Genomic DNA, 15,332 nt, shown 5'->3' with positions numbered 1-15,332 from the left:
AATGTCGATTGCAATGCCAACCGCTTGATCTGCTTCCGCATGACCAAGTGGCCGACGCGATCAAACCCGACCAAGTGAACCGTAGCCTAACCAATGTCGACACCGATCACGGCACGGTCATCAAGGCTTCCTGTCTTCTTTGCACACATGGCCGCTTTCTCCTTGTTGCACGGTTGATCCCTCTTCAGGATAACCCAACGGGGGAAGCAGCCGACACATCCCATTACAGCCAGGTCGCGGGGATCCCCAATACTGCATTGCAATTCGTCAAAGCTGCCATTCATGCAGGCCGCAGCATTTTCCGGGTTAGACCATGTGCCATGCGGGACTGAACAGTCCCTCGACCGTTGGTTGACTCAACTCGTAGAATGAGAAATGCTTCACTGTATGGTGAAGTTTCAAGACTCAGATATCGACCGCACATTTGCGGCGCTCGCCGATCCCACGCGCCGATACATCCTGCTTCGGTTGGAGGAAAAACCCGGATTGTCGGTCAGCGAGCTCGCTCGACCATTATCGCTGAAGCTTCCCGGAATGATGAAGCATCTGGATGTCCTGTCCGATGCGGGCTTGATCACGCGGGTCAAATCCGGCCGCACCGTGTTAGTCAACCTGTCGGTCGGACCGATGCAGGAGGCCATGGAATGGCTCAAGCGGTACGAACGTTTTTGGACGAGCAGCCTTGATCGGCTGGTGGCTCTGGTCGAAAAGGATAGCGCGCAATGACCCACAGCCTCCCAAGTGTGACCATCGTGCGTAGGATCAAGGCGTCACCGTCCAAGGTTTGGGCGGCAATCACGCAGCCGAAACTAATGCCCCAATGGTGGGGTCCAGATGCCGGCCCGACCCTTCGCGCCGAAACAGACGTGCGGCCCGGCGGTCGCTTCAGCATCGTATTCCGCTTGCTGAACGGCGATGAACACAATCCCACAGGGGTTTACCGCGAAGTGGTGCCCAAGAAGAAGCTTGTTTTCACATGGGAATGGCCGGGATCAGCCGAACGGGAATCGCTGGTTACATTTCTGCTGAAGCCGTTCGATGGCGGCACGGAACTGACACTGATCCACCGACACCTTCCCGACGAAGAGGCGCGCGTCAGTCACGCCTTGGGTTGGAACGGCCTTCTCGACAAACTGTTGGTTTTCCTTGGAGATATAGTATGAATGAGTTGATCCTGACGACCTATGACTGGGTTCCCGGCATGCCGCGTGGCTATGTGCGCGATTTGCGAGTGCGATGGGCGTTGGAAGAGGCCGGGCTGCCTTACCGGGTCGAGAGCACGCCATTTCGCGACCGGCAGCCGGCGCATTTCGCACACCAACCCTTTGGTCAAGTGCCTTGGTTGACCGATGGCGATCTCTCTATTTTCGAAAGCGGGGCGATCCTGCTGCATTTGGGCGAGCGGAGTGAGGCGCTGATGCCTGCCGATCCGGTCGGACGGAGCGAAGTCAAACAATGGCTTTTCGCCGCGCTCGCCTCGGTCGAGGCGGCAAGCCAGCCATGGTCTTTCTTCAAATTCGCAGGAGACTCTGAGGGATCGTCGATGTGGAAGTTTTTTGATGGATTTCTCGATGCCCGGCTCAAAAGCATGGAGACCATGCTGGCTGGTCAGGACTGGCTGGTTGGTAATTTCTCGGTTGCCGACATACTGATGGCGGACGTGTTGCGTCTGGTGGATCGGTTCGAGGGGTTGGCGGAATATCCAGCCTGTCGTGCTTACGTCGCTCGCGCAACGGTCCGCCCGGCTTTTGTGAAGTCGCACGCAGATCAGATGGCGCATTTTGCTGCGGCAGACTGAGCAAGATAGCCGCGCCAAAAGCTGACCGATGCGGAATCACAAACGCCGTCGTTGTGACAGTTTGGCAGGGGTTTGAACCGGATCTCATTCGCCATGTATCGGCGCAACTTTGGTTGACGAGACCAGCGATGGGCGGCCACGCCATTGCCGCAAAATAGGCAGAGCCCTGTCGGCATTGCAGGGAAAAAACTCCGGTCCACTGGATCTGGATCGCGCTGAGCGTGCAAACCGAGCACAGGTTGTCTTATCGGCGGCCAGTGATCATCCATGCGCGCGAATCGAACTGGATTCCGTGGTGAGTCTTGTGCGCCTCCAGCATTTGGCGCAGTCGCGCTTGTATATCTGCCGAAGCACCAGGCCGGGCGAGGGCTTGTGCAACATTCTCGAAGGTCTGAATGGTTGCCAATGCCGTCTCAACATCAGGACCATAGAACACCGGCTCATTGATTTCGCTAAAAGCGATGGCCTTGAACCCGGCTGCTTCGAGCAATTCGGAAGTCCGCAAGACTTCGCCCAGCGAAAAGGCCTTGCCTGCCGCGCCGATCGATTCCGGGTCAACAGCCCCTTGGATGGCCGTAGCCCACTCATTGCGATCTAGACCCTGCCAGACCAAGAATGCGAAACGTCCACCCGGTCTGAGCGCCTGGGCGATATTGGCAAAAGCCGCTGGCGGATCGCAAAATAACATGATGCCAAATCGACTGATGCAAAGGTCAAATTTTGCAGGTGCGAAAGGACATGTCTGAGCATCCGCCTCTTCGAAAGTCGAGTTGGCCAACCCCTCCTCATCGCTGCGCCGACGCGCAATCGCGAGCATTGTGGCGGACACATCGACGCCGTGCGCGTGTCCTGTTGACGCAGCGCGCGCTGCGTCACGCGTGGTTTGCCCGGCGCCGCACCCGATATCGAGCACACGATCTGATCGCTCAACTGCGGCTGCTGTCCGAAATTGCGCGTTATAAAGTGCAAGTTCGGCATCATAGAAGTCTGCAAAATCAGCCATCGCTTATCCTTCCAAGCCAAAAGTCGCACTTCCGCCTTCTTACTCTGTCCCCTCAAAAGCGGGCATATTGAATGAATGTCACATCTTGCCCTGAAACTATTTACCTTTTTTGCGAGGTGCATAGCGCTGGAAATTCATGCCGGAGGCGAACCTGCGTTCTTCGATGAGGTCGAGATCAAGCCGCTGTTCGATATCTCTGAACACAGGGTTGCCCGTGCCGAGAACGACCGGGACGGTGTAAAGCGCAAATTCGTCGACCAACCCCGCTTTGATGAAATGCGCAGCCAGCGTCGGACCGGCGACCGAGATATCCTTGGTCGATGCGGCTTTCAGCTGCCGGATGTCTTCCGGACGGAACGCGCGCAAAATCTGCGTGTTGCCACTCGACACCTGCTCAAGCGTTGTCGAGATGACCAGCTTGTCGAAGCCCTTCCAGAGACGCGCAAATTCATCCGCCTGTTTTGATCCATCCTTTTGGCCGTGATAGGTTTCCCAGTAGACCATCTCATCGTACATGCGCCGGCCGTAGATTTCGGTGCCGTACCTGGGCATCTCATCGTTGATAAAGCCAAGCACCTCCGCGTCGAAATAGCTTGAGGCGTCGGCGAGGAAACCGTCAATCGACATCATCATCCCATAGGTCAGCTTGCCCATCGTTCTCTCCATTGATCACATTGGAATCGCGTCTGCGAGCATTGCGGCAAGCTCACCTGGTGCATCGATCGGCACGTCATGGCCAGACGCGATCTCTCTGACGCTCCATGTCGGGTCAGCCCTGAACCGATGCGCCGTCTGCTCAAACCCTCCATCTTTGGCCACAATGAACGTTTTTTCCGCGATCCGCTCAAAGGCATCGGTGATCGAAAGCTTTTGTGTAATCGTCGCAGTTGGCTGCGGGGTCGCTTTGCTGTCCACCCAGAGGCGATCCGCCTCGGTCTTGTAATCGCCGGGCGCGCTTGGCGGTGCGTCCGTCAGTGGTCCGTCCAGTTCCCACCCCGGCGCCAGATCGGCGAATGACTGGCCGTTAGCCGGGACCAGAGCTTCGATGAAAACGAAAGAATCGATCCTGTCTGCCAGTTGCTCGGCGACCCCCATGGCGACGATGCCCCCATAGGAATGGCCGACAAGGACAATGCCCCGCAGGTCCTTCCAGACTATCTCGTTGACGATGTCAGCAATGTGGGTGTCGAGGTTCACATCCGGCCCGGCAAGGTGTGATCGCTCGCCCAGCCCGGTGAGAGTGGGAACAATCACGAGGTGTCCCTGCGCTTGCAGCCGGTCGACGACGCGTTGCCATGACCAAGCGCCGGTCCAAGCGCCGTGCGCAACCACGAAAGTGCCTTTTCGTATATTGGCATTCATTCCGCTCTCCCTATACAAGTTGTGTTTTGCAAGCAGTTGCAGGTTAGGATCACTAGTGCGATAATGCAACCAGTTTTTCAGGAGTCGATTGATGCGTGACGATCACCGCTCGGGCTGCCCCATCAATCTCTCGCTGGAGGTGTTCGGCGACAAATGGACCTTGCTCATCCTGCGCGACATGATCTTCGGCAATCGCTGCCACTTCCGCGAATTGCTGCTGGGATCGCAAGAGGGCATCTCCTCGAACATCCTCGCGGATCGGCTGAAATCACTGATGGCGCTTGGCATGCTGACGCGTGCCGACGATCCGACGCACAAGCAGAAGGGCATCTACTGCCTCACGGAAATGTCCATAGGGCTGGTGCCGATCATGGCGCATCTTGGCGCCTGGGGCAGCAAATGGCTTCCGGTCAGCGAGGAGCTGAGCATCCGCGCCATCCTACTTGAAGATGGCGGTCCGCCCATGTGGGAACAGTTTATGTCTGAGCTGCGCGCCGAACACCTCGGTACATCGCCGCCGGTCGGACAAGTTCCTTCAGTCCGCGCGAAGCTGCAGGCCGGCTATCAAGCTGTCATGGTGAAGAAGGCTCAATCCGCTTGACGGTCGACCGCGCGCATGAACGCCTGATCGCGCTGCTTGGCCGCCGTAAGATCTGTAGTACGTGACCGGCTCACTGCTGCCTGTTGACCTGTTGCGAGGCGTTTCCCTAAGCGGTCGATCGATGCCCGAGCGACTAGGCCTTAGGACGAGTGGCTCTTTGATTCTCAACATGCAACGGGTCGGTCTTCTTGCGCCTCTACGATTCCACCGCCACTCTGGCCACCACGTTGACGCTGGCCACCTCCATCAACTGCATCGGTATCGGTTTCCAGCGCGGCACACCGGCTGGCAATTTGTCGCAAACGACCGCACTGGTGCGCCGATGCTGACGGACATGGGGGCGAGTTTCACCATCGCGACGGGTGGGGTGCTGACGCCGTTTATCGCAGCACCGCCGAACGGATCCTCCATCTTGGTGCAGATCGCGGTCGAGGTTTCGGCGCGGTGTTTGAGCAGGATATCACAGCGAACCTTCCAACCAATACCCAGTTCCTGTCGCCGCGGCTGTTCATGAACAATGGTGCCACGGCAGCGGCGGTCGCTTACGAACGGAGCCAGACGCTGCGGCCCATGAGCAGGTATGCGCCTGCCCGAGTTGCATGGCCCGCCCCGAGGCACCACATCAGCAAACAGACGGTCGCTCGGGTTGAAAAAACCTTTGGGGCCATGTCAGCCAGAAAATCTGGAGAGTTCGTGGCCGCGCTGGCCGAGTTTGGCGCAGTCGCGGGCAAAACCATGGTTCACCTGAGAGGAACCAGACAATGACCCAACGGGAAGCGATCTTTCCAGCCAATCGGCATTCCTTGTATGCACAGCACCGATATTCAGCGGCAATAAGGTCAGGCGATCTGCTGTTTGTCTCCGGGCAAGTCGGAAGCCGCGCTGATGGCTCGCCAGAGCCTGACTTTGAGCAGCAAGTGGCGTTGGCCTTTGACAATCTGAAGGCCGTGCTCAGGGCAGGTGGATGCGGCCTGCAGGATGTCACAACCTTCCACACCGATCCTGCGAACCAGTTCGAAACCATCATGGCGGTGCGCGAACGTGTTATCGGCGATGCGCCCTATCCGAACTGGACGGCGGTCGGCGTGACCTGGCTGGCGGGGTTTGACTTCGAGATCAAGGCGATTGCCCGCGTCCCGCAGGCCGCGTGACCATCGACATATCCATCCGACACAGGTTCCGTAGACAGACCACATTCGGCAGATGTCCCGGCTTTTCATGGCTTTGGCACGACATACCCGCATCAGAAAAGGACGCCCGACACATGACCCCGGACTTCGTCAAAATACCTTGCGTTGCGGTTGGCTTGCTCGCCAGCTTGCTGCTGTCATCGCCCGCCTTCGCGCAGGACGCGAAAGCACGCCTTGCAGGTACGGTCAGCGCACTGGAAGCGGGCCTTGACGCGCGCATTGGCGTGCTGGTGCGTGACAGTGGGTCGGACTGGCAATGGGGGTACCGGTCGCAGGAAAGGTTCCTCATGGCCAGCACGTTCAAATCCGTGCTTTGCGGCGCGGTGCTCGACCGGGTCGCCGCTGGCACGCTGTCACTGGACGACCCTCTGGAAGTGCGGCAGGCAGATATTCTTGACTACGCGCCGGTGACCGAGGCGCATGTCGGCGAGACGATGTCGGTTGGCGATCTCTGCCTTGCCAGCCTCGACATGAGCGACAACACCGCCGCCAACCTGCTGATCGACCGGCTGGGTGGCCCGCAGGAGGTGACCGCATTCCTGCGCCGTATCGGTGATAGCGTGACGCGGTTGGACCGGAGCGAGCCTGATCTCAACCTCTTTGACCCGGACGACCCGCGCGACACGACCAGCCCCGCCGCAATGCTTTCGACGTGGGAGGCGATGTTGCTGGGGGAAGCGCTGCCCGCTGAGTCGCGTGCGCAACTGACAGACTGGATGAGCCACGGCGGTGTGACCGGCGCGTTGATCCGTGCAAGCATGCCAACTGGCTGGCAAGTGGCGGACAAATCGGGCAGCGGCGAAGGCTATACCCGCAATCTGGTTGCGATGATCTCGCCTCCCGACAGCGCCCCCTATTTTGTCGCAATCTACATCTCGGACTCGCCGACAGATTTTGAGACACGGAATGCGGCGTTGATCGAAGTCGGTGCCGCCGTGGCCGATGTCCTCGAAGCTCGTGAAACGAAATGAAGCTTCTGGTTCAATGGGCGACACGCCCGATTGCCTCTGATGCCAAACCGCCAATTGCGGCGTTCTGGGCACAGGCCTTTCGCCAATTCTCACCGCGCTCCTCCCGTCGATTCCAGTGTCGCGTCACGGTCCTCGGCGGATCCAAGGCCCACACTGGCGCAGCTTAGAGTAAACAGACGGATCGGCGGATGTGGGTCAGCAAACCCCGTGGCCGTTCCCCGCAACTTTCACCCAAACCCCTTTCCCTGAATCGGAGACGATCATGAACAGCGATCCTCAGATGAGACAGATACTGCCGATGAGACAGATACTGCGCGGCGCGATCCTTGCGCTGCCGGTCCTCGCTTTCGCCTCGCCCATGTTCGTCGGGCCAAAGCCCGTTCGCCCGTGTGCCAAATCCAGCGGCCCGGTCAGATCCCGCATCATCATCTCATCCAGATAGGAAATGCCATGACGACCGATATCCTGTTGCAGCCGATCAATCTCGGCGAAATTGAACTTCCCAATCGCATCGTGATGGCCTCGATGTCGCGCGCGCGAACGGAGAATGCGGCCCTGATTCCGACCCCGCTTCAGGCTGAATACTACCAACAGCGCGCCTCGGCCGGCCTGATCCTGACAGAGGGCACCTGGCCAAGCCGTGAGGCGATCGGGGCAATCAACGTTCCGGGACTCTTCACTGAAGAGCAGGCAGAGGGCTGGAAGCGCGTGACGGACGCTGTCCACAAGGCGGGCGGCCGGATCATCGTGCAACTCGGTCACTGCGGGGCGGTCTCGCATCCCGACCTGCTCGGCGGCTCTCTGCCGCTTGCTCCATCTGCGGTCAGCGTGAACCAGCAGGTGTTCACGCCCGATGGGTTTCACACCTCGCCCGTGCCTGCGGCGATGACGCTTGACGATATTTCCCGGACGATCGGCGACTATGCAAACGCGACCCGACTTGCGCAGAAGGCTGGCTTCGATGGCGTGGAATTGCACGGCACCGTTGGCTATCTGATCCCGGAATTCCTGAGTGACGCTTTCAATCTTCGCGACGATGACTACGGCGGAAGTGTCGAGAATCGCGTCCGGTTCCCACTGGACGTTCTGAAGGCAATGGCTTCGGAATGGCGGCCGGGCCGGGTTGGCCTGAAGCTTAGTCCTGCGGTGTCGATGGGCGATTTTCGCCCGACGGCGCAGACACTTCCGACCTATGAGCATCTCGTTGCGCAGGTTTCCAAGCTGAAGATCGCGTATATTCAGTTTCAGGACAGTGACGCAGACTTTGCCGGAACGCCTGTAGAATCTCTGAAAGACGGCACCGCAGGGTATTTCCGCAAGTTCTATGACGGACTCATCATTGCGAATGGCGGCCTGAACAGGGGCACTGCCGAAACTCTGGTGCAGGCGGAGATGGCGGATCTGGTGGCGTTCGGAACTCCGTTCCTGTCCAACCCGGATCTCGTCGAGCGGTTCAGAGATGATGTTGCACTGGCACCGGTGCCGTCACGGGAAACATGGTACGCGGGCGGTGCCCAAGGCTATGCCGATTACCCCGCGCGACCGCCCAAGCGCTTCGCAAGGCAAACTGACCGAAAAGCTGATGCAAATCAAACCTAGGCAGCGATGCAGTCAGGTTCACACGAACCCTTTCTTGAACCGGAGCCGATCATGACCAGCGATCATTACATGAGGCTGCGATGGCGGGGCGCAATTCTTGCGTTGCCGCTCCTCGCCCTTGTTCAACCTCTATTCGCCCAATCGGAGCCTTAAGTTCAGATGACACCTCTCGAATATCCCCAAACGCAGCATGGTGACGTTGTCGACCAACTCTTTGGCGTCGCTGTCGCCGATCCATATCGCTGGCTGGAAACCGAAGCCTCCAATGACGCAGGCGTGGCGGATTGGGTGGCGGCCCAGAACAAAGTTACCAATACCTATCTGGCGACGCTGCCCGGACGCGAGGTGTTTCGCGAACGGCTAAACGCGCTGTACAGTTCCGACTTTGCAAGTGCGCCCTTCAAGCGCGGCGATCTTTACTTCTACATCCATCAGGCCGGACTGGTGAATCAGCCGTCGCTCATGGTGCGGGACGATGTCGATGGACCGGACCGTGTGCTGATCGACCCGAACACCTGGTCAGACGATGGCGCAACGGCGCTTGCTGAATGGTCGCCCTCCCAGGACGGGTCGCTTATGGCCTATGCCGTGCAGGATGGCGGAACGGACTGGCGCACCATCAATGTGCTGGACGTGGCCACCGGCGAGGTGCTGCAGGACAAGGTGGAACGGGCAAGGTTCACGACGATCGAATGGGCCAAGGACGGCACCGGGTTCTTCTACGGGCGCTACGCCGACCCCGAGGCGGGTGCCTCGGCGCAGGTCGGCGTGGTCGGTCACTCCGTCTATTTTCATGCACTCGGCACGCCCCAGACTGAGGATCGGCTGCTCTACGCAACTCCGGATAAGCCGAGCCTGTTGCAGGTCTTCGACGTCACCGAGGACGGGCGCTATGCAGTCATCACCTCTCATGGCGATTATGCGGCCAACAACCTGATGCTGGTGGACCTGACTGACGACGATTGGCAACCCTGGACGATCGTCGCCGATTTTGACAATCAGTGGGGCGTCATCGGCAACGTCGGCACACGGTTCTATGTCATGACAAGCAAGGATGCCGAACGGCGCAAGCTGGTGGCGCTGGACATCTCGGACCCCGACGCCGTCTTTGTTGATCTGCTGGCCGAAGGGGACGACGTTCTCAACAACGCATGGCTGGTCGGCAATCGACTGATCACCTCACATCTTGTCGATGCCAACACGCAGATCCGGCGATACATGCTGGATGGCATGCCGGATGGCGAAGTGGAACTTCCCGGAATCGGCTCTGCCGGCGCGTTTTACGGAACCCTCGACGATGACGAGGTGTTTTTCGTCTATACCAGTTTCAACGCGCCGACCTCGGTCTACCGCTACGATATGGCGAAAAGCACTCATACGGCGTGGTCAGAGCCGGAGGTTGCGGCCGACCTTGACGGGATCGTGGTCGAGCAACAGTTCTTCATGTCCGCGGACGGCACGGAAATGCCGATGTTTATCGTCCGGAGGAAGGACGTCACCGGCCCCGCGCCGACCATGCTGTATGGCTACGGCGGCTTCGGGATCAGCATGCAGCCGATCTACAACCCCTCGCAACTCGCCTGGGTCGAGCAGGGTGGCGTTCTGGCCGTTGCCAACATCCGCGGCGGCGGGGAATACGGGTTCGCCTGGCACGATGCCGGGCGCCGGTTGAACAAGCAGAACGTCTTTGATGACTTCATCGCCGCGGCCGAGCATCTGATTGCAAGAGGCATCACCCCGTCGGACGGGTTGGCCATCCAAGGCGAATCCAATGGGGGCCTTCTGATCGGTGCGGTGGTCAACCAGAGGTCGGAACTTTTCGCTGTTGCCCTGGTTGGCGTCGGCGTCCTGGACATGCTGCGCTTCAACAAGTTCACCAGCGGGCAGATGTGGGCCGAGGAATACGGCGACCCCGCAGTCGAGGACCAGTTCCGCAACCTGCTGGCCTATTCGCCTTATCACAACATTAAGCCGAGCGAGGATTACCCGGCCATCCTTGTGACCACGGCAGACAGGGACGACCGCGTGGTGCCCGGCCACAGCTTCAAATATGTCGCCGCCCTGCAGGCCGCCAACATCGGCCCAATGCCACATCTTGCCCGCATCGAAACCCGTGCTGGCCATGGCGCAGGCAAGCCGACCGACAAGATCATCGCCGAGACGGCCGACATGTGGGCCTTTGCCGCGCACTGGACCGGACTGGATGTGGGGGCAGTGGCTGGTGAATGATCACGGACAACACGGAGCATCGTTCAGCGATTGCCAGATGCAGGTCAGCGACTGGGGCGCGAGATGCGCCTTCGCGGGGCATCGGAGGAAGCCGGACACCCAACTCGACCTGATCCTCGATTACCGCAGCAACCTGGCACTCTACCCGGATTTCCAGTCCTACTTCCGCAAGCATCGCCCCCCACTGCTCGCGGCCTGGGGACGCCACTATCCGGCATTCCTGCCGGCCGGTGCCATCGCCTATCAACGTGACCTGCCGGATGCGGAGGTTCACCTTCTTGATGCGGGTCATTTTGCACTGGAAACACATCATAATGCGATCGCGACGATGATCCGCGACTTTCTTGGTCGAACCCTGTCCGACAAACGAAGGAAAACACAAAATGATTGATCTGAACGGAAAGCGTGCATTGGTCACGGGCGGGTCGCGCGGCATCGGGGCTGCAATCGCGTTGGCACTGGCCGAAAACGGCGCTGACGTCGCATTCACCTACCAGAAGTCGGCAGCGAGAGCTGAAACGGTGGCCAAATCCATTGAGAGTGCGGGGCGTCGCGCCGTCGCCATTCAGGCCGACAGCGCCGACCCCGTGGCGATCATCTGGTCCGTGAACCAAGCCGTCTCAGCGCTCGGCGGACTCGACATTCTCGTTAACAGCGCAGCTATGGGCCTTGTCGGGACGATCGCCGACATCGACGTGGACGCGTATCAATCCATGATGGATGTCAACGTGCGCGCACCCGTGCTATTTGCCAAGGCAGTCATTCCGCATCTTACCGCAGGAGGACGCATCATCTCGATCGGTTCGGGCCTCGGGGAGCGGGTCCCATTCCCGGGCATAACGGCTTACGCGATGTCCAAGGCGGCCCTGACCTCATTCACCCGCGGTCTGTCGCGCGAACTTGGCCCTAGCGGCATCACCGTGAACCTTGTGCAACCGGGATCGGTCAACACAGAGTCGAACCCCGCAGATGGCGTGGCCGCTGATTTCCAGCGAAGCCTGACTTCCTTGGGGCGCTATGCCGAGCCACGAGAAATCGCCAACGCGGTGGCATTCCTCGCTAGTCCGGCCGCGAGCGCTATCACCGGCTCCATCCTGACCGCCGACGCAGGTGCAATCGCTTGAACGGACCCGACTTTCGCCAACGGACCGATCGTTTGCATTGCCGCCATTGAGCCGCGCGGCATGTCGAGGCCTTCGCACGCCGAAGCTCTGGATCGTCTGGAAAATGGCGTTTTGTTGCGCCTGAATCGATCATCGCTACCAACAGAGGTCATAGTCACACATCAACCCATCCAGGAATCAATCACTGGCAAACCTCTCTAACTGAAGATTTGTGCACGACGAGGCGAGCGGTTTTGGCGCCAATCTGGAGGGCGCTGTCGCCTGACCAGACCTGATCGCTGTGCCAGTCTGCGGGGGCAACCTTTCGCTGACGTCTTTAGCGCGGCAAACGTGACCGAACGGCAGAGCACCAAGTCTCGGTCAAAGCTCCGAAATGCAAAACCCAGACACCCACGACTAGGCTTGACAAATCGACCACGACCAGTGGCGAACGGACAGCAAGATCGTGTGCAAGCCAGAATGCGGTGCCAGCGAGGATCAGCCGTTTGAGCGCATCCGTGGCGGTCTGCATTCGGCCATAAGCGATCAGCAGCGTTCCGGCGGTGGAGAGCGGAGATGTCCAATCCGTCCAGCTTGCGACGCATATAGGCAGGGTTGCCGGGATCACGGCAATGCCAACTTTCTTCAGGCCCGGAAACTGGGCCGCGAGCCGCAATGATGCGAGATGCGGCGCGCCCAACAGGTTCAGAGCGGATGCGGTAGGCAGACCTTCCAGCGCACAATGCGCGGCGAACGCGGCAGAGACTGCGAACTGTGGGAGCAGCATGTTCGCCTGCGTCCGCATCAGGGGCCATCCTATGAGAAAGGCCGCACCTATGCCTGCGCAGGTTAGCGACAGCGGGTCAAAGTCCATCGCTGTCACCATTTTCCGGCATGGTGTGACCGAAGGAAGCTTTGTTCGGAACGGACGGCCGGAGGCAACAGCCATGACTGCGCGTTGCGCCGATTTCGACCTGATCGGCTTGATAGCTGCTCGGTTGCCCGAGATTGGTAGGCGCCTTCATCGTTGTGTCCGTCCTTTAATGACCCGATCCGCGTTTGGCGACCCGCAATGCCGGGCAGGTCATCGAAATGCTGCGTGCGGTTTCGGCACCGAAGACGATCGGTCTAACCGACCGGGGTATGAGCGGAATTGCACGTATCGGGCGTGTACTGTCTGATCTGGCAGAGAACCCGCATGACGGGGTTGTCGCAAAGGTGTATTGTGCACACAACCCTGCCGCATGACTGGCAAGAGCAAGCCAAGGCTCAGGGACTCTAGTTCAAACAGCCCCAAGACTGCAAACCGCACCGCGTTTCTGGGCCGCAGAGACGGGCGACCGATTTGGACGAAATCCTCGGGTGCTGTGCTGCTTCAGAGACGAAACCCGGCACACAACCGCCAGAAATCACGCGTTAATTCTGCTTGTGATCCTGAGATACTCAACCTGAGATTGTGGTTGGCGGAAGCGGTGGGATTCGAACCCACGGTACGGTTCCCCGCACGCTAGTTTTCAAGACTAGAGCCTTAAACCACTCGGCCACACTTCCATGCCAGCGAGGCAGACGTAGGGTTGAAACCACCCTTCTACCTCCCAGACAAGCGGTCTGATAGCATTGTCTGCCGGGAATTCAAGCCGCAAGACGCCGGATCGCATGCTGTCACGCGCAAGCCACGTTTTCGTGCATATTGGAAACACAACCTTGTGGTTGCCCGAGAGAGGATCATCTTGCGACAGATGAGGCGTGGTTCGGCCCGCCTGATGGCAGCAGCGACGCCGGTCTCTTTGGCGCAAGACTGTGAACGGAGCGAAGACGTTGATCTTGCTGACTTCCCATATTCTTGTCGTGCTCGGTGTGGTGATGGGCGGGTTTGCGATGCTGATCGTGTTGCAACAGCGCCGCTCACCGCAATCGGCTGCGGCTTGGGTGATGTTCATTCTGCTGGTGCCTTATGTTGCCAGCCTGGTCTTTTTCGCTTTCGGGTTTCGCAAGCACAGCGCTCGGTTCCCGCCGATCCATTTCAGCCAGATCCGCGCAGTTGCCTTCGACCCGCAGCCTGTCGCCAAGATACTGCAAGCGTTTGGCATGCCTCCGGCCTCGCAGGACAATCATCTGAGCCTGCATTTCATGCCTGCAGAAGCCCGCGACGCTTTGTTTCGCATCATTGCGCAAGCCCAAACCCGGCTGGACATTACGCTCTATCTGCTCGACGACGACGCCTCTGGCCATGAGTTTGTCGAGGCGCTGATTGAACGGGCGCAAGCTGGTGTTGCGGTGCGCCTGATCCTTGATCGGCTGGGGTCGCTGCGCCGCCCCAAAGCCGCACTGGAGCGGTTGCGTGCAGCCGGAGCCGAGCTGCGGTATTACTCGCCCTTCCTGCATCGGCTGGGCAGTGGCCATCTCAACCTGCGCAATCACCGCAAATTGATCATCGCCGATCTGGCCTGCGTCTGGGCTGGCGGGCGCAACATTGGCAACGCGTATCTGGCCGAAGCGCAGGACTGGATTGATCTCAGCTTCAGCCTGCAAGGCCCCGCGGTGCAAACCTATATTGACCTGTTCGCCGCAGATTGGGACGTGATCGGTTCGGCCTCCGGCACCCTGATCGCCCCAGATGCCGCCGCAGGCACTGTCATTGCGCAGCTGGTGCCCTCAGGCCCCGATACCCCGGAAGACCCGCTGCATGATGCACTGGTCAGTGCCATTCACCGCGCCGAACGTTCCATATGGCTGACCACCCCCTATTTCCTGCCGACCGAGCCGCTGCTGCAGGCCTTGGGCACCGCAGCGCGGCGTGGGGTGGATGTGCGGATCATGCTTCCGCAGACATCCAACCAATGGGTGGCGGATCTGGCGCGCGGGGCCTTTCTGCGAGATCTGGACGAAGACGGCTGCCTCGTCCTGCGCCTGCAAAAAGGCATGTTGCACGCAAAGACTGGCATGATCGACGATCTGGCTTGGGTGGGGTCGGCGAATTTTGACGTCAGATCCATGCTGTTGAACTTTGAATCGGCATTGATGCTTTACGATACCGACAGTGTCGCTGTGCTGCGTGCATGGTTCAGCAGTCTGGAGCCGCTTTGTGCACAGGGCGTTGTCAAACCAAGCCCACCGCGGCGTTTCGTCGAGGGCCTGTTCCGGCTGGGAGCCCCGATCCTGTGATGGAAACTCCGCTGCGCGTCGCCACCTACAACATCCGCAAAGCGCTTGGCAACGACAGGCGCCGTGATCCCGAACGCACGCTGCGGGTGATCGAGGCTTTGGATGCCGATATCGTCGTGCTGCAAGAGGCTGATATGCGGCTTGGTCTGCGCCCACCTGCCCTTCCCCCCGAATTGTTCGAAGGACACAGCCTACGCCCCGTGATGTTCGCACATGGCCGTAACAGTCTCGGCTGGCATGGCAATGCCATTCTTATCCGCGAAGGCATCGAGGTGTTGGCCACTGCGCATATCGACTTGCCGGGGCTGGAA

The 15,332-nt window shown here is 59.5% G+C and carries 16 protein-coding genes, 1 tRNA gene and 1 pseudogene; 12 read left to right on the top strand and 6 right to left on the bottom strand.

Features of this window, described 5'->3' with window-relative positions; all coding sequences use genetic code 11:
• Positions 1 to 149: pseudogene (locus tag U1A24_RS09280) on the bottom strand (IS110 family transposase); the annotation flags it as partial.
• A 238-nt stretch (positions 150 to 387) separates the two neighbouring features.
• On the opposite strand from U1A24_RS09280, the gene U1A24_RS09275 reads away from it, so the two are divergent.
• Genes U1A24_RS09275 through U1A24_RS09265 form a run of 3 tightly spaced genes read left to right on the top strand, consistent with a single transcriptional unit; the run spans position 388 to position 1,798 of the window.
• Positions 388 to 726 (top strand): metalloregulator ArsR/SmtB family transcription factor, encoded by a 339-nt coding sequence (locus U1A24_RS09275; protein WP_322321699.1) that lies wholly within the window; start codon positions 388 to 390, stop codon positions 724 to 726.
• Positions 723 to 1,163 (top strand): SRPBCC domain-containing protein, encoded by a 441-nt coding sequence (locus tag U1A24_RS09270; RefSeq protein WP_322321698.1) that lies wholly within the window; start codon positions 723 to 725, stop codon positions 1,161 to 1,163. Before U1A24_RS09275 ends, U1A24_RS09270 begins: the two co-directional genes overlap by 4 nt.
• Positions 1,160 to 1,798, top strand: a complete 639-nt coding sequence (locus U1A24_RS09265; RefSeq protein WP_322321697.1) for a glutathione S-transferase family protein — start codon at positions 1,160 to 1,162, stop codon at positions 1,796 to 1,798. Before U1A24_RS09270 ends, U1A24_RS09265 begins: the two co-directional genes overlap by 4 nt.
• A 244-nt stretch (positions 1,799 to 2,042) precedes the next feature.
• On the opposite strand, the gene U1A24_RS09260 is transcribed toward U1A24_RS09265, so the two are convergent.
• The 3 genes from U1A24_RS09260 to U1A24_RS09250 all read right to left on the bottom strand — a co-directional run bounded on the left by U1A24_RS09260 (position 2,043) and on the right by U1A24_RS09250 (position 4,163).
• Positions 2,043 to 2,801, bottom strand: a complete 759-nt coding sequence (locus U1A24_RS09260) for a class I SAM-dependent methyltransferase (RefSeq protein WP_322321696.1) — start codon at positions 2,799 to 2,801, stop codon at positions 2,043 to 2,045.
• Positions 2,802 to 2,897: 96 nt separating this feature from the next.
• On the bottom strand, positions 2,898 to 3,455 hold the full coding sequence (locus U1A24_RS09255) for a dihydrofolate reductase family protein (RefSeq protein WP_322321695.1): 558 nt from the start codon (positions 3,453 to 3,455) through the stop codon (positions 2,898 to 2,900).
• A gap of 15 nt (positions 3,456 to 3,470) precedes the next feature.
• Positions 3,471 to 4,163, bottom strand: coding sequence for an alpha/beta hydrolase (locus tag U1A24_RS09250; protein WP_322321694.1), 693 nt, complete (start codon positions 4,161 to 4,163; stop codon positions 3,471 to 3,473).
• Positions 4,164 to 4,254: 91 nt separating this feature from the next.
• Here U1A24_RS09250 and U1A24_RS09245 point away from each other — a divergent pair, with 91 nt between their 5' ends.
• From U1A24_RS09245 to U1A24_RS09215, 7 genes are all read left to right on the top strand, one after another.
• Positions 4,255 to 4,764 (top strand): helix-turn-helix domain-containing protein, encoded by a 510-nt coding sequence (locus U1A24_RS09245; RefSeq protein ID WP_322321693.1) that lies wholly within the window; start codon positions 4,255 to 4,257, stop codon positions 4,762 to 4,764.
• A gap of 761 nt (positions 4,765 to 5,525) precedes the next feature.
• The gene (locus U1A24_RS09240; protein WP_322321692.1) at positions 5,526 to 5,915 is read left to right on the top strand and encodes a RidA family protein; all 390 of its coding nucleotides are present in this window, start codon (positions 5,526 to 5,528) and stop codon (positions 5,913 to 5,915) included.
• A 113-nt stretch (positions 5,916 to 6,028) separates the two neighbouring features.
• On the top strand, positions 6,029 to 6,925 hold the full coding sequence (gene bla / locus U1A24_RS09235) for a class A beta-lactamase (protein WP_322321691.1): 897 nt from the start codon (positions 6,029 to 6,031) through the stop codon (positions 6,923 to 6,925).
• Between the two features lie 450 nt (positions 6,926 to 7,375).
• Positions 7,376 to 8,524: an alkene reductase gene (locus U1A24_RS09230; protein WP_322321690.1), complete on the top strand. Its 1,149-nt coding sequence runs from the start codon at positions 7,376 to 7,378 to the stop codon at positions 8,522 to 8,524.
• Positions 8,525 to 8,683: 159 nt separating this feature from the next.
• Complete coding sequence (locus U1A24_RS09225) at positions 8,684 to 10,753, top strand: prolyl oligopeptidase family serine peptidase (protein ID WP_322321689.1); 2,070 nt, start codon at positions 8,684 to 8,686, stop codon at positions 10,751 to 10,753.
• Complete coding sequence (locus U1A24_RS09220) at positions 10,728 to 11,144, top strand: alpha/beta hydrolase (protein ID WP_322321688.1); 417 nt, start codon at positions 10,728 to 10,730, stop codon at positions 11,142 to 11,144. The genes U1A24_RS09225 and U1A24_RS09220 overlap by 26 nt, the downstream gene beginning before the upstream one ends.
• Positions 11,137 to 11,877 carry an SDR family NAD(P)-dependent oxidoreductase gene (locus U1A24_RS09215; RefSeq protein WP_322321687.1) on the top strand — a complete coding sequence of 247 codons (741 nt, stop codon included), beginning with the start codon at positions 11,137 to 11,139 and terminating at the stop codon, positions 11,875 to 11,877. Before U1A24_RS09220 ends, U1A24_RS09215 begins: the two co-directional genes overlap by 8 nt.
• 316 nt (positions 11,878 to 12,193) lie before the next feature.
• On the opposite strand, the gene U1A24_RS09210 is transcribed toward U1A24_RS09215, so the two are convergent.
• Positions 12,194 to 12,805 carry a YgjV family protein gene (locus U1A24_RS09210; protein ID WP_322321686.1) on the bottom strand — a complete coding sequence of 204 codons (612 nt, stop codon included), beginning with the start codon at positions 12,803 to 12,805 and terminating at the stop codon, positions 12,194 to 12,196.
• 512 nt (positions 12,806 to 13,317) lie between these two features.
• Positions 13,318 to 13,407, bottom strand: a tRNA-Ser gene (locus U1A24_RS09205).
• Positions 13,408 to 13,674: 267 nt separating this feature from the next.
• On the opposite strand from U1A24_RS09205, the gene U1A24_RS09200 reads away from it, so the two are divergent.
• Entirely contained in the window at positions 13,675 to 15,021 is a 1,347-nt protein-coding gene (locus U1A24_RS09200) for a phospholipase D-like domain-containing protein (protein WP_322321685.1), read from the top strand.
• Positions 15,021 to 15,332: endonuclease/exonuclease/phosphatase family protein (locus tag U1A24_RS09195; RefSeq protein ID WP_322321684.1), on the top strand; the 312-nt coding region annotated here is incomplete at its 3' end. The genes U1A24_RS09200 and U1A24_RS09195, both read left to right, overlap by 1 nt.

The organism is Cypionkella sp. (genome assembly GCF_034376685.1).
Classification (GTDB): domain Bacteria; phylum Pseudomonadota; class Alphaproteobacteria; order Rhodobacterales; family Rhodobacteraceae; genus Cypionkella.
The sequence above is the reverse complement of the archived record's forward strand: the minus strand, read 5'-3'. Positions and strand labels throughout refer to the sequence as shown.